This is a genomic window from Paenibacillus sp. 276b (genome assembly GCF_900107875.1).
Taxonomy (GTDB): Bacteria; Bacillota; Bacilli; order Paenibacillales; family Paenibacillaceae; genus Paenibacillus; species Paenibacillus marchantiae.
The window spans coordinates 242,867-265,382 of the sequence record NZ_FNRR01000006.1 but is presented as its reverse complement, the minus strand read 5'-3'; the positions used below and the strand labels follow the sequence as shown (position 1 = coordinate 265,382).

The window sequence follows — 22,516 nt, the reverse complement described above, 5'->3', positions numbered from 1 at the left end:
ACAGGCGAAGTCTGATCTTGGGCTATCCTTAGTAGAATTGGACGTATACTCCACGTTACGGAGAAATGAAGGCATTTCTTCTACATGATTTAATCAGGTCTAGAGGAATGGAGAAATGCGAATAAGGGTGGCACCACGGTCTCACGTCCCTTGCGGATGTGGGGCCTTTTTGCGTTCGCGGAGAATAGGAACAAAACAAATAGGAGGCGTTATGTGAAATGAAAACAGTACTTTCGGGAATTCAGCCGAGTGGCAAGCTCACATTGGGCAACTACATCGGAGCAATTAAGAACTTTGTGAAATTGCAGCATGACTACCAATGTCACTTCATGGTGGTTGATCTTCACGCTGTAACGGTAGCTCAAGAGCCAGCAGCGCTGCGTGAGCAATCTGAGGCGGTAGCTGCCTTATTCATCGCAGCAGGAATCGATCCTACGAAATCCAATGTGTTTCTGCAATCCCATGTACCGCAGCACGCGGAATTGGGCTGGTTGATGACTACACTGACATCGATGGGCGAGCTCGAACGCATGACTCAGTTCAAGGACAAATCATCCGGTAAAGATTCCGTTGGCGCCGGGCTGTTTGTCTATCCTTCATTAATGGCTGCTGATATTTTGCTGTATAATGCTGATCTTGTGCCTGTAGGAGAGGATCAGAAGCAGCATCTGGAACTGACACGCGATCTGGCGGGACGCTTTAACCACCGTTATGGTGAGTATTTCACGATTCCAGACCCTTATATTCCACAGGTGGGTGCTCGTGTAATGTCACTGGATGATGCATCTTCCAAAATGAGCAAAAGTAATCCCAATGCAGGCAGCTACATTGCCTTGCTTGATCCGCCAGATGTCATCCGCAAAAAAATCAGTCGTGCCACAACCGATTCCGGTCGTGAAGTTGTATATGATCCGGCAAACAAACCTGAGGTCAGCAACCTGATGAGTATCTACGCTGAATGCGCAGGTCTGTCATTGAAAGAAGTAGCGGAGCGCTATGAAGGCAAAATGTATGGTCCGTTCAAAAAAGAACTGGCTGAAGTGGTCGTATCCGTTATTGAACCTTTACAGGAACGGTATCGTGAGATTCGTGAGTCTGGCGAATTAGCAGACATCCTGGAAACTTCAGCTCGTCGGGCAGAAGCGGTGGCTTCTCAGACACTTAATGCGGTTAAAGAACGTATGGGGTTTGTTCCTAGACGTACGTTGTAGTTGGACGAGGCAAGTAACTTAAAGTAGATGAATCGTTCACATAATAAAGAGGAGCCCTGATGGGGCTCCTCTTTATTATCGTTTCGTACTATACCTATGAAGTTTACCGGTCAAGAGGCGGTTTCCGAGGTGGTACGTGCTTCACGACGCTCTTTTTTTGCACGAATAACGAATCCCCAGCCGATGTTGGCAACGGATACGACAAACAGCAGCGTAGCCAACCAGCCGGAGTAAGAGATCATAATCGCCGTAACCGCTAACAACATAATCGAAGAGAATGCAAACCATAGCGATAAACCTTTGCTCATTGGGAAAAACCTCCATATAGAAATTTGATGAAATTCCGTATAACCTGAAGCACACGAGCCATAATAATCTTGCAAGCTTGCAATTACATTACAGACACAGATTGAAGGGAGATTTTAAATATGGCTCAAGGATCTCGTTCTAACAACTTGGTGGTACCTCAAGCAAACTCAGCACTGCAACAATTGAAAATCGAAGCTGCACAAGAACTGGGTGTAACTATCCCACAAGACGGTTACTACGGTAACTACACTTCCCGTGAGACAGGATCTCTGGGCGGGTATATCACCAAACGTCTGGTACAAATCGCTGAGCAGTCTCTGGCTGGGTCTGGCAAATAATTATTATAACCAAAAAGCAACAAGCAGAAGCCCGGAGCGGAAACGCTCCGGGCTTTCTCGCGCGCATTCGTTCCTATGTCTGATTGTGCCCTTCCATGCACCTTTCGTCAAGAGCGTGCGGATAAAAGTTTTTTATCCATTTTCTCGTCACTTAACCAGCCGACATACGTATCAATCGTTTCGAAATTTCGATCCATAACGACTACAGCGACAAATGGATATTGTTTGCGGTGTCGATAACGCACATCTGCCCAGCGAACCTTGTATCCTGCTGGTAATTCTTCCACCTCTGCAACAGCATAGGAGGTGAAGTACAGAAACGCAGTGACTTCAGGAGATTTGCGTGAGGCGGCGACAGCCGCGTGAGTGGACGATGAAGCATGGAGATTCCAGGTTAGGACGGAATGATCCATTTTGCCAATCTCATAACTGCCGTCTACAAATCTTTTCACCACATGCCAGCGGTTCCAGGATATCGTTGGGATGACCATATAATGAGCCTCAGAATTATTTTTGTCGAGTCGTTTCACCTGTCTAACAGCCATAGCACGTGCTATTGTCCGCCATACATAATACAAGCCAATCAAAATATACAGTGAAACAAAGAGTGGAGCAGGGGCGATCAGATCGAAAGCCCATAACAAAATGGCCAGCACATGTGTGGTAAACAGAAACGGATCAAAAATATGAATGATGTTCCAGGCAATCCAGCGTTCTGTAAAAGGTCGTGCTGCCTGGGTTCCATAGGTATTGAACAAATCGGTAAAAACGTGTACGCCTACGGCGACAGCAGTCCAGGCCGCGACGTGTCCAACAGCGACACCCGGGAAGATCAGTGCAATGACTCCGGTGATGAGCAGAACCCATAACAGTAGAAATGGCAATGAATGAGACATACCCCGGTGATTCCGAATGTAGAGCGAGTTACTTTTGAGACGTAACGCAGTGTCGATGTCAGGAGCCTGCGAGCCTGCAATGGTACCAACCATGACCGCAGCTGCGAGCATGGGACTCGTCGCGACAACAGGATCGACATAAGCCAGACCGGCCAAACCAATCCCCATGACAAAATGTGTAGAAGTATCCATAAACGTCTCCTTTGTGTGGTGTATCGTTAATGCGACTTGCTTCTCTATCTAGGTGATACCCATATATAGTGTATATTATCCGCCTACCGGGAAGCAAAACACCCTAATTTCCAAAGATATGACAAGAACCTGCTCAATTGACAGCAATTGTACGAGCATTGTCAAACTCTTTTTCCTTTTCCTGTGATAAACTTTATATCGGAGGCAGAGAGAGAAACCTCCATGAGATCAAGAAGAAGGGGGATTCACAAGCGTGGACAATCCATTGAGATACCAGGCTTCTTCCGATTCGGCAACACGATCTGCGCCTCCGATGAAATCAGGGACGTGGAAAGATTTTATCCATATTACGAAACCGGGCATTCTTCGAACCAACCTTATTGCGGTTTTTGGTGGCTTTTGGCTTGCATCCCAGTGGGACGTCAACTATGGCAAGATGGTGCTGACCCTGCTTGGAACGGTGCTGATTATGGCTTCTTCTTGTGTATTTAACAACTACTTTGATCGTGAACTTGATCTCAAAATGGAACGTACTCGCAACAGGTCCTTGCCAACAGGACGTTTAACACCCAAAGTCGTTCTATCCTATGCCATTATTTTGGGTGTGATTGGATTATCCGTACTCTTTTCCTTCTCCGGGGTACTTGCCGGATTATGCGGCATTTTTGGCATGTTTGTCTATGTGATTATGTACACCCTTTGGTTAAAACGTTCGTCGACATGGAGCACCTCCATTGGCGGTCTGTCTGGTGCAATGCCGCCAGTCATCGGGTATGTCGCAGTAACCGGGCGTATGGATCTTGGCGCATGGCTGCTTCTGGCCATGTTGTTTTTATGGCAGCCTCCACACTTCTGGGCGCTCGCGATCCGCAGGGTGGAAGATTATCGGGCTGGTGGATTTCCACTACTACCGGTTGTAAAGGGTATTGAACGGACCAAGATTCAGATGATTCCTTATCTGGTTTTGCAAATCTTTGTCCCGGTCCTCATGTATGCTTACGGGTATGCAGGAATCTTCTATCTTACCGTCTCACTGATACTTTCCGTGCTGTGGCTGTACTACGCACTTAAAGGCTTTCGTGCACAAAATACAGATGCCTGGGCCAAAAAGGTATTCCTTTACTCCATTAACTATCTTTCTTTGAGTTTTATATTGATGATTCTGGATACAGTGCACAAATGAGCAGCATGAAATGCTTTAATAAACATTAGATGGGCACGGGTCCGTGGAACAGTTACAATAACAAGGGGCCCATTGTCGGTTGGGTTCTTGGTATACATATGCATCAAAGTGGTATGTGAATGAGGAAAAGTCATTAAAAACACGATCCAAGTCCATGAATTTTATAGATAACCGTTAAAACTTTATGTATGCGTATTCATATGATCTTGATAATCGGAAGGGACGATAATGATGCTAAAAAAGTATAAATGGACATGGATGCTGTTAGGGCTTGCACTAATTATGGCGGTGTATTTAATGTGGGGCACCGTATTTGCCAGCAAGGAAAAGTTACCCGAAATTCGGGAGATTCAATCCTTTTCGATGGAAAATGTGGATGGAAGCACAGTATCTCTGGATGATACCAAAGGTAAGGTGCGTTTGTTCTACTTTTATTTCACCAGTTGTCCGGATGTGTGCCCAATTACGACGTTTACGTTATCTCAGGTGCAGGATCTGTTAAAAGAGGACGATACCTTTGGTAAGGATGTCTCCTTTGTATCCATCTCGTTTGATCCAAAAGTGGATACTAAGGAGAAGATTAAGGAATTTGCAGATCGATTCCATGCGGATTATAATGGCTGGTACTTCCTGCGGGGGGATATGGATCAAACGAAGCAGCTCGCCAAGGATTCATTCCAGATCCTCATTCAGGGTGAGAACAAGGACGATTTTGCCCATATGAACATGATTGGATTGGTGGATCGGAATAACGAGTTGCGCAAGGTATACAATGCGTTTAATACAGAGGATGTTGAACCAGCAGTCATTGCGGAAGACATTCGCAATCTGATCAAGGAATAAAAAAGCGTTCATAATAACAAGCCAATAAAGAGGCTGCTTCCTGGGATGAATGAATACTCCGGCGAGCAGCCTCTTACGGTTTAAAACGATGGGAGTTCAGGATATTGGATATACGATTCCAATCCGGCTTTCTCCAGCTGGGCGATGATGTATTCATCGGGAGTTCCCTCTACACCAGCGTAACCGCGTCGTGTATACATCTGTACTGCATCCGGGAAGGCATCTCGCAGCACACCCCTGATTCTTTTGCCCGAACTGTCATTATCCATAAATAAGTAGACCTCGTCGTAACCAACCTGTTTGCGCAGCGACTCAAGCTTGAGGGAATTCAGTGTTCCAAACGTGCACAAAATGTTGATTTCGGGTCTTACAAGACGTTTTAGTTTGCTGCGGTCGTTTTTACCTTCCACAATGACATGAATAGGCATCATATTCACCTCTTGATCGAGAGCTTATGTCGACATTCCCCGGGAAATGTTGCAGCGAAAATCGACTGGATTATATAAAATGGACCTTCTAATTTTTACACGTGCGACTACGCTGACAGAAACATCTTTGATTTTCAACTTCTTTTCCACACTCTGAGGTGAGTGTCTGTCCGTTCCGTTTGTGTGTAAAACATCAGTCCATTTTATATAGTTTAGCTGTAAATGGGGGAATGATGCAAAGCCAAGAAAAATACAAGCCTTTCTGTTGTCAAAGGGTATGGATATGATCATCTTGATATGGTTAACCCAGTATGCTTTTGGGATCAGATAGGGCAGCTTCGCGTCTGGCTGTGAAATAAGGGAGCAGCATAATGCCGATCATCAATAATACAAAGGCAATGAAATACGGCGATAAACCCACACGAAGCTGTCCTGCTGTGATGGGGCCGATGAAAGAACCGATGGAGGTAGCAATGGATTGCAATGAGAAGATGCGACCCAGCTTGTTTCCACCGCTTAAATGAATAAAGAGTGTTGCCATGGCTGGGAAAATAATGCCTTTAGACATCCCCAGAACGAAAAGCACGGATGATAACGGAATCTGTGGTATGGCCGCCATAGCAAAGAAACATAAAGACATTAGCAGCACACCTGCAATCAACCGCAGTTTGGGGGAATAACGGTTGAGAAATAGCAAGCTCAGAGTAAATAGTGCTCCAATACTGATAATGGAAAACAAAAGCCCGGTAGACATCATGGACGAATGTCCGCCTCCGCGCAGTGGCAGTTCAAAAAAAAGAATTCCTTGAGCACAGGCAATGACAAGGGGCAGAGCAAAATAACGCCAGGATACGGGCAGGAATTTTCTTTTTTCTCCGACTGGGTTGCTAGGCATGGCGGGCTCGGTCACTTTTTCGTGCTGAACCTCAGCGAGGCCTTTGGGCATGGATAACCATGCGATAACGCCGGACAGAATGAGCAGATAACCGAGACTCGCAAAGGTGGCGGAAAATCCTAAAGCTCCGACGATCAATGCGCCTGCGGCAGGGGACACCACGGATGCCAGCGTATGTACGACGCCGTGGCCTGACATATACTTACCTTGCTTGATAGGATCACTTGACAGTTGCGCAAGCAGTGCGAGACAGGCCGGAGACAGAAAAGCAAGTACAAACCCGCTGATGGAGCGCAGGGCGAGCAGCTGCCATGGCGTATGGATTTGCGCCTGGATAAGCAAAATGATGCCTGCACCCAGCAAACTGAATACAATGTAACGACGGCTGCCATGTTTGTCGATTTGGGTTCCGGCGATCAGATTGCCTGGGAGATGAGTCAAGGAATAGATGCCCATCATCCAGCCGATGAAGGTCGGGGCTGCCCCGAGCGAGATAGCGAAAGGGGTCAAGATTGGATACTGGGCGTGCAAATCAAAAACAGCAAGGAACAAAAATAGATATAGCCAGATGGCCGTTTTCACAGAAGCCCCTCCTTGTTAAGCGATGCATATTCAATAACTGGTCATGACGTGTTCCCCGTTCCTTGGACAGAACCTCATGGTACTACTTGTACGCCCGGCGGGACGAACTTAGACCGTTTATTTTTACATAGGAGGGCTTAGCTGACAGCAGCTTCGGAAATCATGTATAATATTCGGGAAGTGTTAATAATCAACTCTAATACGGAAGGTGTAGTCATGAACATAGAAGTAATCAAAGAGTTTGTGATGCAGAACTGGCTGGTGATCGTGGTTGCGTTGATCATTTTGTTCTTTGTTCTGAACGTGGTCAAAACCGTATTGAAATGGGCGATTGCCATCATCATTATTGCGGCTCTACTGATATACAGCGGCATCTCCATTGATCAGATCAAACAGACAGTTACTGACGTACAATCGAGTACGATGGACACATTGAAGAAGGAAGCTACCAGCATGATGCTTAAGGAAGCTTCCAAAGCTAAATACGTCAAAGGACAGGATGGGGCGTTCACCATCACAAGTCCCAATGTGGAGATTAAAGGCAGAACTCAATCAGAGAAAGTCGATGTGACCTTCCGCGGAATTTCACTTGGCGAATGGAAACTCGACAATGACACCATACGTACGTTTGTCGAACAGGCACAGGAGAACGGAACAGCACCGGCTTCGTTGTAAAGGAGGAATGGATACGTGCTGCAAAGTTGGCTGGATAGTCTGAAAGAATTCAACGGCATAACGATTATGCTGCTGCTGATTGTGGCCGCTTCATTGCTTCAGGGGTGGTCCAGAGGTGCTTCGCGTTCGGCAGGAAGACTCTTTGGGTTCCTCATGGATGGCATTATGGCGGTCATTGGTATTTTGTTATCCATCGGTTTAACATTATGGCTTGCGCCATATGTTCAGCAATGGTTGTCTGTGCATGCGGCAGACATGCCAAACCGTGAATTGAACCGATGGGAGCAGATGTATTATACATTGATTACGGCCATTGCTGATTTTCCGCTGATGCGGTTTGCCGTGTTGTTTGTGCTTAGTTATGGCTTCATCCGATTGATTCTCGGATTGCTCTCTTCCCTTATTTTCAGCAGAAGATACAGTTCAGCAGAGCAAGAGAGCAGACCCAAAGGATTTTTCAGCCGTTTTACAGGTGCAGTGATCGGTACAGTCATTGGCTCCGTCCGTGGGATGATTGTGATTGCCGTGTTGTTCATGATTGTAAGTCTCTATCCGGGCAGCATGTTTAGTCGCTATGTAGAGGCTTCACCCATTTATATGCAAGGGGCCAAATTTGTTATAGAGCCATTATCAGGTACATTTATTAAGGACAAGCTGCCCGTATTTACGCAAGCCGTGCAAAAGGAACTTGGCGCGATCCTGCAACGCAAATATGAAGTCATTGACCATAACATTCCGGCGGATATTGAATCTGCGGCAAAAGAAATTGTGAAAGGTCAAACGACAGATGAAGCCAAAGCCAGGGCATTATATGACTGGGTAGGTTCTCGCATTCAATATGACTATGGTAAAGTGGATGATTATGAGCAAAAGGGCATATGGCACGAGCAGACGCCACAAAATACATTTGATACACGTGAAGGCGTATGTATCGATTACGCTCGTTTATATGCAGTCATGGCTCGTTCACAGGGTCTGGAAGTCAAAGTGGTTACAGGACTTGGTTATAATGGGCAGGGTGGATATGGTCCACATGCCTGGAATGAAATATATTTAAGTGATTCGGAAAGCTGGATTCCGCTTGACCCCACTTGGGCGATTAGTGGTGATTGGTTCAATCCTCCTAACTTTGCCGATACCCATCTGAAAGATCAATCAGCTTAATATTACGCCGGACATGGGTCCGGGAGATGACGACGTTGCCAGGTTATCATGCCGAGGCTGTACAGCGTGGACGGTATGCATCAAGTCATGAAAGAGGTAGGATGAATGAAAAATCATTCAAAAGAGAAGGACGAACTTACGGACAAGCGGCGCTTCAGTTACCGGATGAACGTATTTTTCTTCGCTTCCTTTATTATTTTTAGCGTTATTATTGTACGGCTGGCATTTTTGCAATTCGTGGAAGGCCCTGAGCTCAGTCAGGAGGAAGCGAGTAATATTACCAAAGATGTACCACTCGCTCCCGTGAGAGGAACCATCTATGATTCCACGGGCGAGGTCAAGCTGGCTTACTCCAAGCCGATTCAATCCTTGTATCTGACTTTATACAAAAACTATGGGGATGTGGATGGTAAGCCAAATCCGAATATAGCGGAAGTGGAGGACATCGCAACTCGGTTGCATGATGTTTTTGAGCAGTATAAGAAAAAGGATTCCGAGGCCCTTACGGTCGATAACATCTTAGAAGCAATGGACCTCAATTCGCGTAAAGCAAACGGGTTCATGCCACGTCTGATCAAGAGTGATCTGTCCGATGAGGAAGTGGCTTATTTCCTGCAGCACAAGGATGAATTCAAGGGAATTCAGATTGTAGAGGAAAGTGTGCGTTACTATGATCCGGATACGGTAGCCGTTCAGACGATTGGTTATCTCAAAAAGTTCAAAAGCTCTAAAACACTCAATAAATACAAAGAGGTCGATGAGGCCAATAAAAAGCAAACGGACCCAGGTCTTGTATATACCGAGAATGAGTTTGTTGGCTTTGATGGACTGGAACTGCAATATCAGGATGTTCTGCGGGGAAAAAGTGGTTATAACTCCGTTGATGTTGACTTGCGGAATTTGCCTGAAGGTGTAGCGGGCTCTACCCCACCCGAAAAAGGGTACGACCTGATTACAACGATTAACAAAAATGTTCAGGTGAAGACAGAACAAGCGATACTGGATCAACTAAGCTGGCTGCACACACATCAGGTCTCCGGTAAGCTTCATCCCAATGCAAAAACAGGTTTTGCGGTAGCGATGGAAGTGGATACAGGGAAAATCGTTGCTGCTGCCAGTATGCCGGATTACGACACGAACGTATGGAGAACTGGCGGTATCAGTACTGAAGATTACGATAGAATAAAATATATTTATCAAAATGGTACCATTCGTGGATTCCCGCCAGACGATTCAGGTAAACGGGCGGAATCTGTTGTATTGCTTGGTTCCACAATCAAACCACTTAGTGTATTGATTGGTTTGAAGGAAGGTTTTTTCACAACAAATACAGTATATTCAGACAGAGGTTCAACGACTTTTGGTGGGGATAACCGCAGAGTACAGAATTCCTCCGGTCACGTGTATGGTTCGTTAACTCCTCGTGATGCGATTCGACATTCCTCGAACGTGTTTATGATTGATGAAATTGGTAAGAAGCTGTACTCCAAGTATGGTGCAAAGGGTGTCAATGTCTGGGATGAATACATGGAGGAATTTGGGTTAGGTGTCTCCACAGGTGTTGACCTGCCTAATGAATGGCTTGGGCGCAAAGAATATGGTGAGGAAAGCGTCGAGAGTTCCTTGACCAAGCTGGTATATGCCTCCTTTGGACAGCAGGGGAAATATACAACGATGCAGCTTGCTCAGTACACCACGATGCTGGCGAACAAAGGAAAACGCATGGAGCCGCAATTAGTCAGTGAGTTTCGTGATTCGCAAGGGAATGTGGTTGAGAAAATGAAACCGAAGGTGCTCAGCACAGTCGATTTTAACGATGCTTACTGGAATGAGGTACAGCGAGGCATGGCAACCGAGGTATCTTCATTTAGCGGTTTCCCTTATGATTTTGCAAGAAAAACAGGAACATCGACACAGGTAGTCGGAGGCAAATTGGTGGATAACGGGGTGTTTATTGCTTATGCACCACGTAACAATCCGAAGCTGGCTGTAGCCGTGGTTATTCCTGAAGGGGGCTTTGGTTCGAGCAGTGCTGCCCCTGTTGCACGTGCGATCTTCGACGCGTATGACGAGGAGTTTGGTCTGGACGGTGTACCGAAGAAAGATAAAAATAAAGAATCAGATACACAGTAATGTGATTCTTTGATTCCAAAAGAGGGGACCCTTTCGAGGGTCCTTTTTACGTTTGCCAGTACTGAGAGGTCTCTTTTCGACAAGCTGCTGCAAATCAATATGTAACAAACATCGTGCATGTCACGTTTATATTAGGAGAATGAAAATTTATTTCAGGATTAAAGAGATTAACGATATGTCTGTATTGACATCGTTTCGAAAGAGTCGACATATGTCTCTTCTGTTTACGAAAATGTAACCAAAATCTGGAGGACATGGCAGTTGACCTTTGATAGACTTGTAGAAGGAAAGGTATGTTATTTGAACCGATTAATGCAATATGCGTGATAGATGAATCTACTTTTACATAAGAACGGAGAGGCTTATCCCATGTTTAACCGATTGAGGAAAAAGAAAATGTCCAATGAAGATACACCAGTCAACAACAAGCCGTCTAGTGTAAGAATGAATATGTTTTTTTTCGCTGCGTTTGTGATATTCAGTATCCTAATTTTTAGGTTGGCCTTTGTACAATTTGTCGAGGGACCTGAACTGACCTATATGGAAACCAGCCGTAATACCAAAGATATTCCGCTCGCCCCTGTTCGTGGGCCAATCTATGATGCGACAGGGGAAGTCGCGCTGGCTTATTCGGAGCCTGTACAATCCCTCTATGTGTTGTTGTATGAGGATTATAGAAATGATGACCGCAGACAGGAAGCGGAGGAACTGGCTCATGATCTGGCCGCTGTGTTTAAACAGTTTAATCCAGGGGACAAGGAGCAGCCGGATGCAGAAGAGATCATTAAAAGACTGGATCTCAAATCTCAGAAGGCACATGGGTATTCTCCTCGTCTGGTGAAATCGGATCTCAACATGAAAGAAATTGCTTATTTTATGGAGAAGAAGGCTGAATATCCAGGTGCTATGGTACTTGAGGAAAACGTAAGAAAGTATGATCCCGATAGGGTCGCAGTTCAGGTGATCGGATATACAAGAGAGTTCAAGGGCCAACAGGACAACTTGGATAAGTATAGAGAAATCAGCAAATCGGAAGCAACAGAACGCGACCCGGGATTGCGCTATACCCAGCAAGAAAAAGTTGGAGTTGATGGTCTTGAATTTCAATATCAGGAAGAGCTTCGTGGGCGTAGCGGCTACCAATCCATTGATATTAATTTGCGTAATTTGCCAGAGGGTACGATGCAACAGACTCCGCCGGAGAAGGGATACAGTCTGGTCTCCACAATCAATAAAGAAATTCAGATGGCAGCACAGCAGGCAATAACGGATGAATTGCGTAAGCTTCCGAAAGCCGTTACGGGATATGCGGTAGCCATGGAAGTGGATACTGGCAATGTAGTGGCTATGGCGAGTATGCCGGATTATGATCCAAATGACTGGGATTATGACAAGATCAAGTACGTTTATCGCAACGGAACGATGGCTTCCTTCCCGCCGGACGATTCGAAAAAACATACTGAATCCGTTGTACTGCTAGGTTCCGTAATCAAGCCACTCAGTGTATTGATTGGATTGAAAGAAGGACTATTCACGACAGGGCAAACGTATCACGACCAAGGATATGCTATTTTAGGGAAAGACGGGAGACAAGTGAAGAACTCCCATTCAGCATATAATGGCAATATTACAGCGAGACGGGCTATTGAGAAATCTTCCAATGCCTTTATGATTGATATGGTTGGTAAGAGACTTCTAAATAAGTATGGCTCGGATAAAGGGCTTGATGTTTGGCACAAGCACATGCAGGAATTTGGCTTGGGTGTATCAACTGGTGTTGACTTGCCTGGTGAATTCTTGGGCAGACTTGAGTATACAAACAAAGATGAATCGGCTCTTACACGTCTGGCTTTTGCCTCATTTGGTCAGCAAGGTAAATATACAACGCTTCAACTTGCACAATATACGACAATGCTTGCGAATAAAGGCAAACGGATGGAGCCTCATTTAGTAAAGGAAATCCGTGACGCAGAAGGTAATGTGGTGAAGAAAATTAAACCAAAAGTGTTAAACGAGGTTGATTTTGCGGATGCATACTGGAATGAAGTGCACAAGGGTATGGTTACCAAAGTAAGTTCGTTTGACGGTTTCCCCTACGATTATGCGAGAAAAACAGGAACCTCGGAGCAGGGAACAGGGCCGAACAAAAAGGAAAACGGAGTATTTATCGCATTTGCACCACGGGATAATCCGAAGCTGGCTATAGCGGTTGTTGTGCCTGAAGGTGGCTTTGGATCGGTTAGTGCGTCTCCGATTGCACGTAAAATTTTCGATGCTTACGATGAAGTGTATGGCCTTGATGGGACTCCAAAAGGGAAGAAAGATCAGGGGAAAGATACAGAGTAACGTGAAGAAACGCAAATGAATTAGCACAGATAAGCGAAAAAAGACAAACAATCTAATTAAATCGCCCATATACTCTATTGGACAGGCAGGGGAAATTATCCCTTGCCTTTTTATTTTGCATCGGCTAAAATTTGCACAAGGGAAACATTATTAGTCTTGTATAAATTTTAATACCTTGTACAACAAAATTAGATGAGGACAATTATGTTAGGAGAGGGAAAGGGGCGGTATGAATTGTTGATGGTGAAGATGAGGAGCATTCAGAGAGGGTTGATGACACTGGCAGCTGTTGTTCTGGTTATCGTGCTAACAGCGTGCTCAGGTGCAGCGGAAACAGGAGGTAGTGAAGGGAAGGTGCAGGTCACAGCCACAACAGGCATGATTGCGGATGTAGCGCGTGAAGTCGGCGGGGCATATGTTGATGTGACCGGGCTGATGGGCCCAGGGGTAGATCCTCACTTGTACAAGGCTTCACAGGGAGATATTAGGAAGCTGGAGCAAGCAAAAGTTATCTTCTATAACGGATTGCATCTTGAAGGCAAAATGACAGACATCTTGGAGAAAATGTCCAAGAGCAAAATAGTAACAGCTGTCTCGGAGAACATTCCGGTGGAGGAATTGCGTTCAGGAAAAGATACAGGCGGAACGGAATACGACCCACACGTCTGGTTTGATGTTAGCCACTGGATGCATGCCACAGAGGCTGTGCGCGATACACTCGTGGAAGCAGACCCGGAACATGCAGAAGAGTACAAGGCCCAGGCAGAGCAGTATCTAACCAAACTGGAGGCATTGGATTCCGAGGTGCGGGAAAAAATCCAGGAGATTCCGGAAGCCAGCCGGGTATTGGTTACGGCGCATGATGCCTTTGGATACTTCGGCCAAGCTTATGACATGAAAGTGATGGGGCTTCAAGGAATCAGTACAGCAGCAGAATATGGTGCAAGAGATGTCAGTGAGTTGCGAGATTATCTTGTGGACAACAATATCAAAGCGGTATTTGTAGAATCCAGCGTACCAGCAAAAGCGATGGAAGCCATTATTGCTGGTGCAGCCGAAAAAGGACATACCGTAAGTATTGGTGGTGAACTGTTCTCGGATGCGATGGGTGCTGAGGGAACAGAAGAAGGAACGTATATTGGCATGATCCGCCATAACACTCAGACGATTGTAGAGGCATTAAAATGATAAACGATATGAAGAGAGGAGTGGACAGAGCATGAGCGATACAATTTTATCCGAAAAATCTCAATCACAACCAAATGCTAACCTTCTGAAGGGAACACAGCCTACATCAGCTCCGCTTAGCGTTCGGGACCTGGCGGTGGCTTACCATAAAAAGCCGGTGCTCAGTGGGGTGTCTTTTGATATCCCGGAAGGTCAGCTGATTGGCATTCTTGGTCCCAATGGGGCAGGGAAATCAACCTTGATCAAAGCCGTTCTGGGACTTGTTCCAAAAATGCACGGCGAGGTGAAAATTTTTGGTCAGTCCTACCGAGAACAGCGGCGCCGTATCGGCTACGTACCTCAGCGTGAATCTGTTGATTGGGATTTCCCAACCCACGCCCTCGATGTTGTCATGATGGGGCGTTATGGACATCTGGGCTGGTTCCGCCGTCCTGGCAAAAAAGAACGGGATCTGGCAGCTCACTGCCTGGAGCAAGTGGGCATGGGTGATTATATGTACCGTCAGATCAGTCAGTTGTCCGGAGGGCAGCAGCAGCGTGTCTTTCTGGCAAGAGCACTGGTACAGGATGCCGAATTGTATTTTATGGATGAGCCGTTTGCAGGTGTGGACGCCACAACGGAGAAAGCTATCATTTCACTGTTGGAACAGCTGAAGAAGCAAGGAAAGACCGTACTGGTTGTTCACCATGATCTGGCGACAGTGGAGGAATATTTCGACCATGTGTTGCTGCTTAATGGACGGCTGGTTGCAGGTGGACCCACGAATGAAGTATTTGTACCGGATACTTTGCAAGAGACGTACGGAGGCCGGATAGCGATGATCGGCAGCCGGTCGGAGAAAGGCCAGGTGTAGTGCATGTGGAACTGGATAGTAGCCATTTTGTCCGATCCCAATACACGCTGGATATTGCTTGGCTGCTTGTTACTCGGATTCAGTAGTGGAATTATTGGCTCTTTTACATTTTTGCGTCGTCAAAGTCTCATGGGAGATACGCTGGCTCATGCAGCTCTGCCAGGAATTTGTATCGCGTTTATGTTGACTGAAACCAAATCAGTAGGATTATTTCTGTTCGGTGCGCTTGTGGCTGGGATCGTTGCGACCTTCGGCATATCGTGGATTACACGGTATTCTCGGATCAAGCAGGATGCGGCAATGGGGATTGTGCTGACTGTATTTTTCGGTATTGGCGTAGTAATGCTTACTCGGATTCAGCACGGTGCGAGCGGCAGTCAGAGTGGGCTGGATAAATATTTGTTCGGTCAGGCCGCATCCATGGTGATGACGGATGTGTATGTCATGGGTGGTGTCTGTCTTGTATTATTGATCGCTTGTCTGGCATGGTTCAAGGAATTCAAGCTGGTGAGTTTTGACCCGGGATTCGCACGGGGTATGGGACTGCCGGTTGGCATGCTGGAACAACTGATTCTGCTGTTGACCGTTATTGCGGTTGTTGCGGGGATTCAGGCGGTTGGCGTGGTGCTTGTGGCCGCTTTGCTGGTTACCCCGGCGGCAGCAGCTCGCTGCTGGACGGACTCGCTCTCGCTTATGGTACTGTTGGCCGGCGTATTTGGAGCACTGAGCGGTGCGACAGGTACAATCTTCAGCACATTGGTGCCTAATCTGCCGACAGGGCCAGTAACGGTACTGGCAGCGACAGTGCTATTTGCAGGTTCCGCATTGCTTGCTCCACGGCGCGGACTGTTAGCACGCCGTTTGCGAAGTATGCAGGCGAAATCCGCTTACTTGAGAGAAGAACATGCCACGCTACAGACACTCTCTGCACAGCGAGCACAGCAGGAACGGGGTGAGTTGTAATGGCAACGTTTTGGATTCTATTAACGGCCATCCTGGTATCCTCCGCTTGCGCAATTCTTGGCTGTTTTCTCATATTAAGGCGGATGGCTCTGGTTGGAGATGCGATCAGTCATGCGGTTCTCCCAGGTATTGCGATTGCTTTCCTGTGGAGCGGTTCACGTGATTCGTTATGGATGCTGCTTGGGGCAACCGTATTTGGATTACTGACGGTGTTCTTCATTCAAAGCTTACAGGCTGGAGGACTATCATCGGATGCTTCCATCGGAATAGTGTTTACGGCACTCTTCGCAGTGGGTGTGATTTTGATCAGTTTGAATGCCGGGCATATTGATCTGGATCTCGATTGTGTCTTGTTCGGTGAGATCGCTTATGTCCAGTGGGATACCATAACGCTTGGAGGGACGGATGTAGGCCCAAGGGCGGTCTGGATGCTGGGCATCACCTTGCTGGTCATCCTCCTTGTAATCGGCTTGTTCTACAAACAGTTCAAGTTGTGTGCCTTTGATCCGGCGCTGGCTGCGGCCTGCGGCATTCCGGTGGTGTTGTTCCACTATCTGCTTATGGGGCTCGTTTCCATGACATCAGTGGCTTCATTTGAAAGCGTAGGGTCTATTCTCGTGGTAGGCATGTTGATTGTACCTGCAGCGACGGCTTACTTACTTACGGATCGATTGGGTAAAATGATTCTGTACAGTGTGCTCGTAGGAGCAGCTTCCTCGGTTGGGGGCTACATCATGGCTTACGCGCTGGATGCTTCCATTGCAGGTTGCATGGTGGCGGTAGCAGGAATTCTGTTTGTGCTGGCCCTGTTGCTGTCTCCAAAGCATGGTATTGTCTTCCGATATGCTCGTCGCAAATTCGCGGCACGTTAATGGATAAAAAAGTAGCAGCCGCCTGCATTGCAGGCGGTTTTTTCATGGATACGGGTAAGTTTTATCTTATACCAGACTCTTACACGAATTGGAATAGACACCTGTGCCCTTGTTGCAAAGGTTCACCCATATCGCGGGTTACTTTGTTGCAGGCCGACGATCTGTGGTAAAATGTCGTTAGCTGTGACGTCCGGAGCATCCGCTTACGCGGATGCCGGGCGATCTTTTTGTGAGAGTATTTGGATAGGGAGAAGTAGAGAGACAACTGAGGAGGAAATACGGTATGAGTGAACTAAAATACAAATTGCTTGCATTGGATATGGATGGAACATTGCTTAACGATAATCATGAGATCACACAGGAAACCGCCAAATGGATTCAGATCGCCATTCGTCGGGGAGTGCATGTGTGCCTTTCGACGGGAAGAGCTGTTTTTCATGCGATGCCTTATGCGGTACAGCTTGGGCTGGAGACCCCGATGGTAACGGTCAATGGCAGTGAAGTCTGGAAAGCTCCGCATGATCTGCATATGCGCCATCTGATGGACCCGGCATTGATCCGCAAAATGCAGGAGATTGGCGAAAAATATAATAGCTGGTACTGGGCATACTCCGTGGAAGAGCTGTTCAACCGTGATCGCTGGACGGACAATATTGAAGGTCTGGAATGGCTGAAATTCGGATTCAATACCGAAGTAGATGAAGTCCGTCACCAGATTATGATGGAGCTGCAACAAATGGGCGGCTTGCAAATGACGAACTCCTCACCTGTTAATATTGAAATTAATCCTGGTGGAGTATCCAAAGCGAGTGGCGTAGCTGAAGTTTGCAAGCTTCTGGGCATAGAGATGTCCGAAGTGGTTGCTGTTGGAGACAGCCTGAATGATCTGGCGGTTATTGAAGCCGTGGGTCTTGGTGTTGCCATGGGCAACGCGCAGGAGCAAGTGAAGGAAGCGGCTGACCTGATCGTAGCGAGCAACAACGAAGATGGCATTGTCGAAGTCATCCGTGATCATATTTTGAAGGGGGAATAACCTTTGCTCGCAACCGTTGGCTGGATTTTAATTGTACTGCTGTTTGCGGTGGGGATGGCCGGAACGGTATATCCCATACTGCCTGGTGCTGTAGCGATTTTCTTCGCGTTTCTGGTCTATGGCTGGTTCTTCAGCTTTGTTCCGTTCGGTGTATGGTTCTGGATTATCCAGATTTTGATCGTAGTGGTGCTGTTTGTGGCTGATTATGTCGTCAGTGCCTGGGGTGTGAAGAAATTCGGCGGCTCCAAATTATCGACGACTCTCAGTACGATTGGTGTCATCATTGGCCCATTTGTGATTCCGGCATTCGGACTGGTACTGGGACCATTTATCGGTGCTTTTATCGGGGAACTGATCGGAGGGTCTTCACCTGCCAAAGCTTCCAAAGTCGGATTTGGTTCCGTGGTGGGGCTGTTTACAAGCACCGTTATGAAAATTATTTTGCAAATCGTCATGATTGTTCTGTTTATTATCTGGGTGGTAAGATTCGCATAGACGTTCGGGAGCGGCTTCATCTGGATGCACGTCGTTGTGGGGGAAAGAAGGGGAATTGGTTTGTCTAAGAAGGAAACATTCATTAGAGGTACGCTCATCTTGGCGGCAGCTGCGCTAATTGCGAGGGTACTCGGATTGGTTCAACGGGTGCCGCTGGAGCATATCCTCGGCGATATCGGTAACGCATCGTTTACCATCTCCAATACGGTATATTTAATGCTGTTAACCGTAGCTACAGCAGGCATACCGAGTACACTTAGCAAAATGGTCTCGGAACGTTATGCACTGGGACGCGCAGGTGAAGCTCAACAAATCTACCGTGCAGCCCTGATCTTTGCGGCTGTAGCCGGGGTAGTGATGTCTACTTTATTATGGTTCGCAGCACCTTATTATGCGACGTACGTATCCAAAGTACCGGAATCGGTGAGCGCCATTCGGGCCTTGGCTCCAGCGCTACTGCTCTTCCCGGCCATCGCAATGATGCGTGGATATTTCCAGGGTCGCGGCAATATGACGGCAGGCGGCATTTCACAGATTGTGGAGCAGTTTGCACGTGTAGGTACAGCGATCATCGTGGCGTTTGTTATGCTGCAATGGAATTACGATGATCAAACCATTGCTGCAGGGGCTTCATTTGGGGGCGTATTCGGAAGCATTGGCGCTTTTGCGGTCATGTTGTACTTCACCTTGAAACTTCGCAAAAATGACCGTGCGGCGCAATTGAATTATGAGCGTGCGGAGCAATTGCCCATGCGGGGCATCTACAGCGATATATTCAAACTTTCGATTCCAATCGTTTTATCTTCACTCGCTGTTCCGGCGATTAACTTTATCGATTCATCGCTGGTAGTTCCATTGCTTAGCGGACGAATCGGGATGGATGAAGCGACAGGAGTTCTTGCCATTCTTGGTGCCAAGGCCCAAAGTATTGCAGGTATTCCTCCGATTCTGGCTATCGCACTGAGTCAATCACTTGTGCCAGTCATTTCGGCAGCTTTTGCACGCAAAGATGAAGTTCATCTGAAAAATCAGGTGACGCTTGCTTTGCGCATTTCGATTCTGACAGGAATGCCGATCGTTATCGCTCTGTGTGCGGCAGCGTATTCCGTTAACGGTTTACTGTTTACCAGCCCAGACGGGACACCAATCATTACATTGCTGACGTTCGGTACCATTTTCCAAATTACGATGATGACCACCAACTCCATTTTACTTGGGGTAGGTAAACCACGGATTACAATGATCAGTGTAGCTGCCGGTATCGTAGTCAAACTCGTAGCGAGTTTAATTCTGGCTCCAATTTTTGGCATTTACGGGATCATTATTGCGACCGCATTGTGTTTCCTGGTTATTACGTATCTTAATCTGCGGGTGCTTCGCAAAATTGTTGATTTCTCGATCATGGGTGATCGTTGGAAAGGATTCATCATTACCGTGCTGTGTGCAGCGGGTGTTGGTTTTGCGGCGAACTGGGCTGGGAACTCCATCTTTGATTTATTCCTGCCAACACGTGTATCATTCCTCGTTACCTGTCTGTTTGTGGGTGCGCTTGTGGTTGTCGTGTACTTGGTACTCATGGTTGTTCTACGTGTACTTCGTAAAGACGAACTGGGCAGTTACCCTCGTATTTTGCAAAAAATACTCCGTCCGCTCATGCGTCTACAACGTGGAGCCGGGCAACGTGGATAATCGATTCAACACACAATACACACTTCGTTATATTGTTTGAAATAAGTACAAGCTCTGTCTGCTTTCATAGCGGACAGGGCTTTTTTGTAATACCGAAAAATGTAGTCCATTATTGACTTCTAGACGTATTCCCTGGTAAGGCCTCTGTCCTTAATGAGTTAAGGTTTTGGCATCATGGGCCAATGCAGTTTTCAACATACCATACCGATGTTCATGGCTCATCTCAAACAGCCAAGGGCGGCGCGGGGCCGTGAGATGACCGAGACAATCGCGATTTTGCAGCCAATCCTGCCTTGTAATCGGTTCATACGGCGTATCACCCCATACAGCCAGCAATTCAGGACTATATAACCGTTGTCCTTCCCCTAGCCATTCTTGATCCAACAGCTCCTGACTATAGAGCTCAGCTTCTCCGGCTTCATCTTTATGTGCGGTGAACAGACCAGGCCAGTATTCAGCACGTGAGCCACGGTGGGGAACCGAGCGCGCAAACTCCAATACTTGTGTGTACACTTGTTCCACTCCAAACAGCATCGCATATAAGCCTTTACCAAACATAATCCGCTCATCCAGCTTGCCAAAATGTTCAATAACCCGGCCTGCAAGACCTTTTTCCCGCCCAAGTGGAAACACGATATGATTCAGCCCAGCCAGGTTATGCAGATGGAATGCGGGTTTGGACAGCACTTGTTTTTGAAAATAGGGATGCTGCAACACCCGGCTCTCAATATAGTTCTGCTCATTAATAATTAACGCGACACTGAGCAGCGAGCTGCATCGCTCCAGCCAAAATCGTTCCCAGAACGGTGTCATGAACGCCGATACATGAAAATGGGACAACAAATGAAAACAGCTCCGGCCGATCCGGCGGCTATTCATATATAACAGAAGCTGGGGATAAGCATCTTGGAAAATGAGGGCATTACATCGCTCCAGTAGTCGATACATGTGCTCACGGTCTGTTTGATTTTGCAGATTATGCATAAGGTCACTTTGAAGATCGGTCATGTGATATCCGCCGTTGCGGGATACCATATGGGCAAGCAGGGCCCAATGCAGCTCTGGATACTGTTCGTAACATTCCAGGTATGCTGCTGTGCGAGTGATGTTACTCCGGTTGTTTTCCTGCGTTAATGTCTTGATCTCTTCTAGAATGATGCAGTCCTCTTCACAGACCAGTGCACTGAGCGTATTTCGGGCAAAAGAACTCTCGTTTCCAGGCAATAGGCGCTCCACCTCTGCTTGTAAGGTTGCAGCCATGTCAGAGTCCCAAGCCATATCACGCAAGGGATGACGAAGCTGTGCAGAGGCCTGCCAAGCCGCCTGTTTGCCCCTCCACACTTCCCGGGCCGCACCGGGGATGGATCGAACCATCTGTAATATTGACCCATGATGGGCAGACTCGGAGGAATCCGATTTAACGGAAGTCATGACATGACCTCCTTTCCTGATATTCTGATTACGCTTTTAGTTTAAGAAGCTGTTGATGTCAGTATGCGCCGAATATTTGACTTCCACTCCGCAATTTGCTTCACTTAGAGGATAAGACAAGGTATAGAAAGGAAGATGTTGTAATGGAAAAGATTACATCGAAACCGGAATTTGATGTGGCAATCCAATCTCCGCGTTTGACTGTAGCTGTATTTAAGGCAGATTGGTGTGGTGATTGCAAGTACATCGATCCGTTTATGCCTGAAGTTGAAGAAAAGTTTGCTCGTGAGCTGAAGTTGGTTGAGGTCGACGTAGATCAGGTGGGTACTGTGAGCGAAGAGCAAAATATCCTCGGCATCCCCAGCTTTGTAGCTTACACAGATGGCCGGGAACTTGTTCGTTATGTGAACAAACTGCGCAAGTCGAGAGAAGAGATTGAGCAATTCCTGCAGCGTGCAGTTGAGGTGTATAACACGATTCATAAATAAAGCATGACAGGTTAACCATGTTAAAGGTTATAATTAAAGGAACGCCATTTCTCTTGAAATAGGGAAGTGGCGTTTGTATTTTCCGAGTTTTCGGGAGAAACTAACGTTGTAATAATGTACATATTTACCGATGACCTGCGGGTCAACTTCTCGACAGACGTTAACATTTTGTCACAAAGCGCGGCGTCAATGACACATTTATCCGGTATAATGAATTTAGTTGTGAAATAAGTGTCAAAGTATCGAATCAAGCGGGGGATGTAGTTCTTCGCCATCTTAAACCAACAGCGGGTGAGAAAAAATTGAAAC

At 46.8% G+C, this 22,516-nt stretch carries 21 protein-coding genes and 1 other annotated feature (1 of these 22 only partly in view); of the genes, 16 read left to right on the top strand and 5 right to left on the bottom strand.

Translation table 11 applies throughout. The features are described from left to right. Positions 1–154, top strand: a binding site (T-box leader) (it extends 112 nt beyond the left edge of the window). 64 nt (positions 155–218) lie between these two features. After that, a complete protein-coding gene (gene trpS / locus BLV50_RS25210; protein WP_072735502.1) occupies positions 219–1,211 on the top strand; it encodes a tryptophan--tRNA ligase in 993 nt (330 codons plus the stop codon). 110 nt (positions 1,212–1,321) lie between these two features. Here trpS and BLV50_RS25205 read toward each other — a convergent pair whose 3' ends face one another. Then, positions 1,322–1,519 carry a hypothetical protein gene (locus tag BLV50_RS25205; protein ID WP_063566137.1) on the bottom strand — a complete coding sequence of 66 codons (198 nt, stop codon included), beginning with the start codon at positions 1,517–1,519 and terminating at the stop codon, positions 1,322–1,324. A 120-nt stretch (positions 1,520–1,639) separates the two neighbouring features. On the opposite strand from BLV50_RS25205, the gene BLV50_RS25200 reads away from it, so the two are divergent. Beyond that, entirely contained in the window at positions 1,640–1,858 is a 219-nt protein-coding gene (locus BLV50_RS25200; RefSeq protein WP_017692386.1) for an alpha/beta-type small acid-soluble spore protein, read from the top strand. A 107-nt stretch (positions 1,859–1,965) separates the two neighbouring features. On the opposite strand, the gene BLV50_RS25195 is transcribed toward BLV50_RS25200, so the two are convergent. After that, a complete protein-coding gene (locus BLV50_RS25195) occupies positions 1,966–2,946 on the bottom strand; it encodes a metal-dependent hydrolase (protein WP_063566136.1) in 981 nt (326 codons plus the stop codon). Between the two features lie 253 nt (positions 2,947–3,199). Here BLV50_RS25195 and cyoE point away from each other — a divergent pair, with 253 nt between their 5' ends. Together cyoE and BLV50_RS25185 are read left to right on the top strand one after the other, a co-directional pair. Continuing rightward, positions 3,200–4,129: a heme o synthase gene (gene cyoE, locus BLV50_RS25190; RefSeq protein WP_072735501.1), complete on the top strand. Its 930-nt coding sequence runs from the start codon at positions 3,200–3,202 to the stop codon at positions 4,127–4,129. A gap of 231 nt (positions 4,130–4,360) precedes the next feature. Beyond that, complete coding sequence (locus BLV50_RS25185) at positions 4,361–4,972, top strand: SCO family protein (RefSeq protein ID WP_083584878.1); 612 nt, start codon at positions 4,361–4,363, stop codon at positions 4,970–4,972. An 80-nt stretch (positions 4,973–5,052) separates the two neighbouring features. Here BLV50_RS25185 and BLV50_RS25180 read toward each other — a convergent pair whose 3' ends face one another. Both BLV50_RS25180 and BLV50_RS25175 read right to left on the bottom strand, forming a co-directional pair. Then, a complete protein-coding gene (locus BLV50_RS25180; protein WP_072735499.1) occupies positions 5,053–5,400 on the bottom strand; it encodes a toprim domain-containing protein in 348 nt (115 codons plus the stop codon). Between the two features lie 301 nt (positions 5,401–5,701). After that, complete coding sequence (locus tag BLV50_RS25175) at positions 5,702–6,877, bottom strand: MFS transporter (protein ID WP_063566132.1); 1,176 nt, start codon at positions 6,875–6,877, stop codon at positions 5,702–5,704. A gap of 216 nt (positions 6,878–7,093) precedes the next feature. Here BLV50_RS25175 and BLV50_RS25170 point away from each other — a divergent pair, with 216 nt between their 5' ends. The 11 genes from BLV50_RS25170 to BLV50_RS25120 all read left to right on the top strand — a co-directional run bounded on the left by BLV50_RS25170 (position 7,094) and on the right by BLV50_RS25120 (position 20,288). Continuing rightward, positions 7,094–7,552 carry an ATPase gene (locus BLV50_RS25170; RefSeq protein ID WP_072735539.1) on the top strand — a complete coding sequence of 153 codons (459 nt, stop codon included), beginning with the start codon at positions 7,094–7,096 and terminating at the stop codon, positions 7,550–7,552. Between the two features lie 66 nt (positions 7,553–7,618). After that, positions 7,619–8,716 (top strand): transglutaminase domain-containing protein, encoded by a 1,098-nt coding sequence (locus BLV50_RS25165; RefSeq protein WP_072735538.1) that lies wholly within the window; start codon positions 7,619–7,621, stop codon positions 8,714–8,716. A gap of 105 nt (positions 8,717–8,821) precedes the next feature. Continuing rightward, the gene (locus BLV50_RS25160) at positions 8,822–10,849 is read left to right on the top strand and encodes a peptidoglycan D,D-transpeptidase FtsI family protein (protein ID WP_072735498.1); all 2,028 of its coding nucleotides are present in this window, start codon (positions 8,822–8,824) and stop codon (positions 10,847–10,849) included. A gap of 369 nt (positions 10,850–11,218) precedes the next feature. Then, entirely contained in the window at positions 11,219–13,195 is a 1,977-nt protein-coding gene (locus BLV50_RS25155) for a peptidoglycan D,D-transpeptidase FtsI family protein (protein ID WP_083584868.1), read from the top strand. A gap of 240 nt (positions 13,196–13,435) precedes the next feature. Next, positions 13,436–14,383, top strand: coding sequence for a metal ABC transporter solute-binding protein, Zn/Mn family (locus BLV50_RS25150; RefSeq protein ID WP_079696714.1), 948 nt, complete (start codon positions 13,436–13,438; stop codon positions 14,381–14,383). A 31-nt stretch (positions 14,384–14,414) separates the two neighbouring features. Then, entirely contained in the window at positions 14,415–15,236 is an 822-nt protein-coding gene (locus tag BLV50_RS25145) for a metal ABC transporter ATP-binding protein (protein WP_256336684.1), read from the top strand. A gap of 3 nt (positions 15,237–15,239) precedes the next feature. Next, entirely contained in the window at positions 15,240–16,199 is a 960-nt protein-coding gene (locus BLV50_RS25140; RefSeq protein ID WP_072735496.1) for a metal ABC transporter permease, read from the top strand. Continuing rightward, positions 16,199–17,071 carry a metal ABC transporter permease gene (locus tag BLV50_RS25135; protein WP_079696677.1) on the top strand — a complete coding sequence of 291 codons (873 nt, stop codon included), beginning with the start codon at positions 16,199–16,201 and terminating at the stop codon, positions 17,069–17,071. Before BLV50_RS25140 ends, BLV50_RS25135 begins: the two co-directional genes overlap by 1 nt. Positions 17,072–17,354: 283 nt before the next feature. Beyond that, complete coding sequence (locus BLV50_RS25130) at positions 17,355–18,104, top strand: Cof-type HAD-IIB family hydrolase (protein ID WP_076290920.1); 750 nt, start codon at positions 17,355–17,357, stop codon at positions 18,102–18,104. Positions 18,105–18,158: 54 nt separating this feature from the next. Beyond that, on the top strand, positions 18,159–18,599 hold the full coding sequence (locus tag BLV50_RS25125; protein ID WP_063566179.1) for a DUF456 domain-containing protein: 441 nt from the start codon (positions 18,159–18,161) through the stop codon (positions 18,597–18,599). Between the two features lie 60 nt (positions 18,600–18,659). After that, positions 18,660–20,288, top strand: coding sequence for a putative polysaccharide biosynthesis protein (locus BLV50_RS25120; protein ID WP_090810550.1), 1,629 nt, complete (start codon positions 18,660–18,662; stop codon positions 20,286–20,288). A gap of 150 nt (positions 20,289–20,438) precedes the next feature. Here BLV50_RS25120 and BLV50_RS25115 read toward each other — a convergent pair whose 3' ends face one another. Then, entirely contained in the window at positions 20,439–21,719 is a 1,281-nt protein-coding gene (locus BLV50_RS25115; protein ID WP_090810549.1) for a DUF2515 family protein, read from the bottom strand. 143 nt (positions 21,720–21,862) lie between these two features. Here BLV50_RS25115 and BLV50_RS25110 point away from each other — a divergent pair, with 143 nt between their 5' ends. Further along, entirely contained in the window at positions 21,863–22,207 is a 345-nt protein-coding gene (locus BLV50_RS25110) for a thioredoxin family protein (RefSeq protein ID WP_063566123.1), read from the top strand. Positions 22,208–22,516 lie beyond the last annotated feature (309 nt).

Coding starts and splice junctions, on each gene's coding strand:
- trpS (WP_072735502.1), top strand. CDS start 219: ATGAAAACAGTACTTTCGGGAATTCAGCCGAGTGGCAAGCTCACATTG.
- BLV50_RS25205 (WP_063566137.1), bottom strand. CDS start 1,519: ATGAGCAAAGGTTTATCGCTATGGTTTGCATTCTCTTCGATTATGTTG.
- BLV50_RS25200 (WP_017692386.1), top strand. CDS start 1,640: ATGGCTCAAGGATCTCGTTCTAACAACTTGGTGGTACCTCAAGCAAAC.
- BLV50_RS25195 (WP_063566136.1), bottom strand. CDS start 2,946: ATGGATACTTCTACACATTTTGTCATGGGGATTGGTTTGGCCGGTCTG.
- BLV50_RS25185 (WP_083584878.1), top strand. CDS start 4,361: ATGCTAAAAAAGTATAAATGGACATGGATGCTGTTAGGGCTTGCACTA.
- BLV50_RS25180 (WP_072735499.1), bottom strand. CDS start 5,400: ATGCCTATTCATGTCATTGTGGAAGGTAAAAACGACCGCAGCAAACTA.
- BLV50_RS25170 (WP_072735539.1), top strand. CDS start 7,094: ATGAACATAGAAGTAATCAAAGAGTTTGTGATGCAGAACTGGCTGGTG.
- BLV50_RS25165 (WP_072735538.1), top strand. CDS start 7,619: ATGCTGCTGCTGATTGTGGCCGCTTCATTGCTTCAGGGGTGGTCCAGA.
- BLV50_RS25160 (WP_072735498.1), top strand. CDS start 8,822: ATGAAAAATCATTCAAAAGAGAAGGACGAACTTACGGACAAGCGGCGC.
- BLV50_RS25155 (WP_083584868.1), top strand. CDS start 11,219: ATGTTTAACCGATTGAGGAAAAAGAAAATGTCCAATGAAGATACACCA.
- BLV50_RS25150 (WP_079696714.1), top strand. CDS start 13,436: ATGGTGAAGATGAGGAGCATTCAGAGAGGGTTGATGACACTGGCAGCT.
- BLV50_RS25145 (WP_256336684.1), top strand. CDS start 14,415: ATGAGCGATACAATTTTATCCGAAAAATCTCAATCACAACCAAATGCT.
- BLV50_RS25140 (WP_072735496.1), top strand. CDS start 15,240: ATGTGGAACTGGATAGTAGCCATTTTGTCCGATCCCAATACACGCTGG.
- BLV50_RS25135 (WP_079696677.1), top strand. CDS start 16,199: ATGGCAACGTTTTGGATTCTATTAACGGCCATCCTGGTATCCTCCGCT.
- BLV50_RS25130 (WP_076290920.1), top strand. CDS start 17,355: ATGAGTGAACTAAAATACAAATTGCTTGCATTGGATATGGATGGAACA.
- BLV50_RS25125 (WP_063566179.1), top strand. CDS start 18,159: ATGGCCGGAACGGTATATCCCATACTGCCTGGTGCTGTAGCGATTTTC.
- BLV50_RS25115 (WP_090810549.1), bottom strand. CDS start 21,719: ATGACTTCCGTTAAATCGGATTCCTCCGAGTCTGCCCATCATGGGTCA.
- BLV50_RS25110 (WP_063566123.1), top strand. CDS start 21,863: ATGGAAAAGATTACATCGAAACCGGAATTTGATGTGGCAATCCAATCT.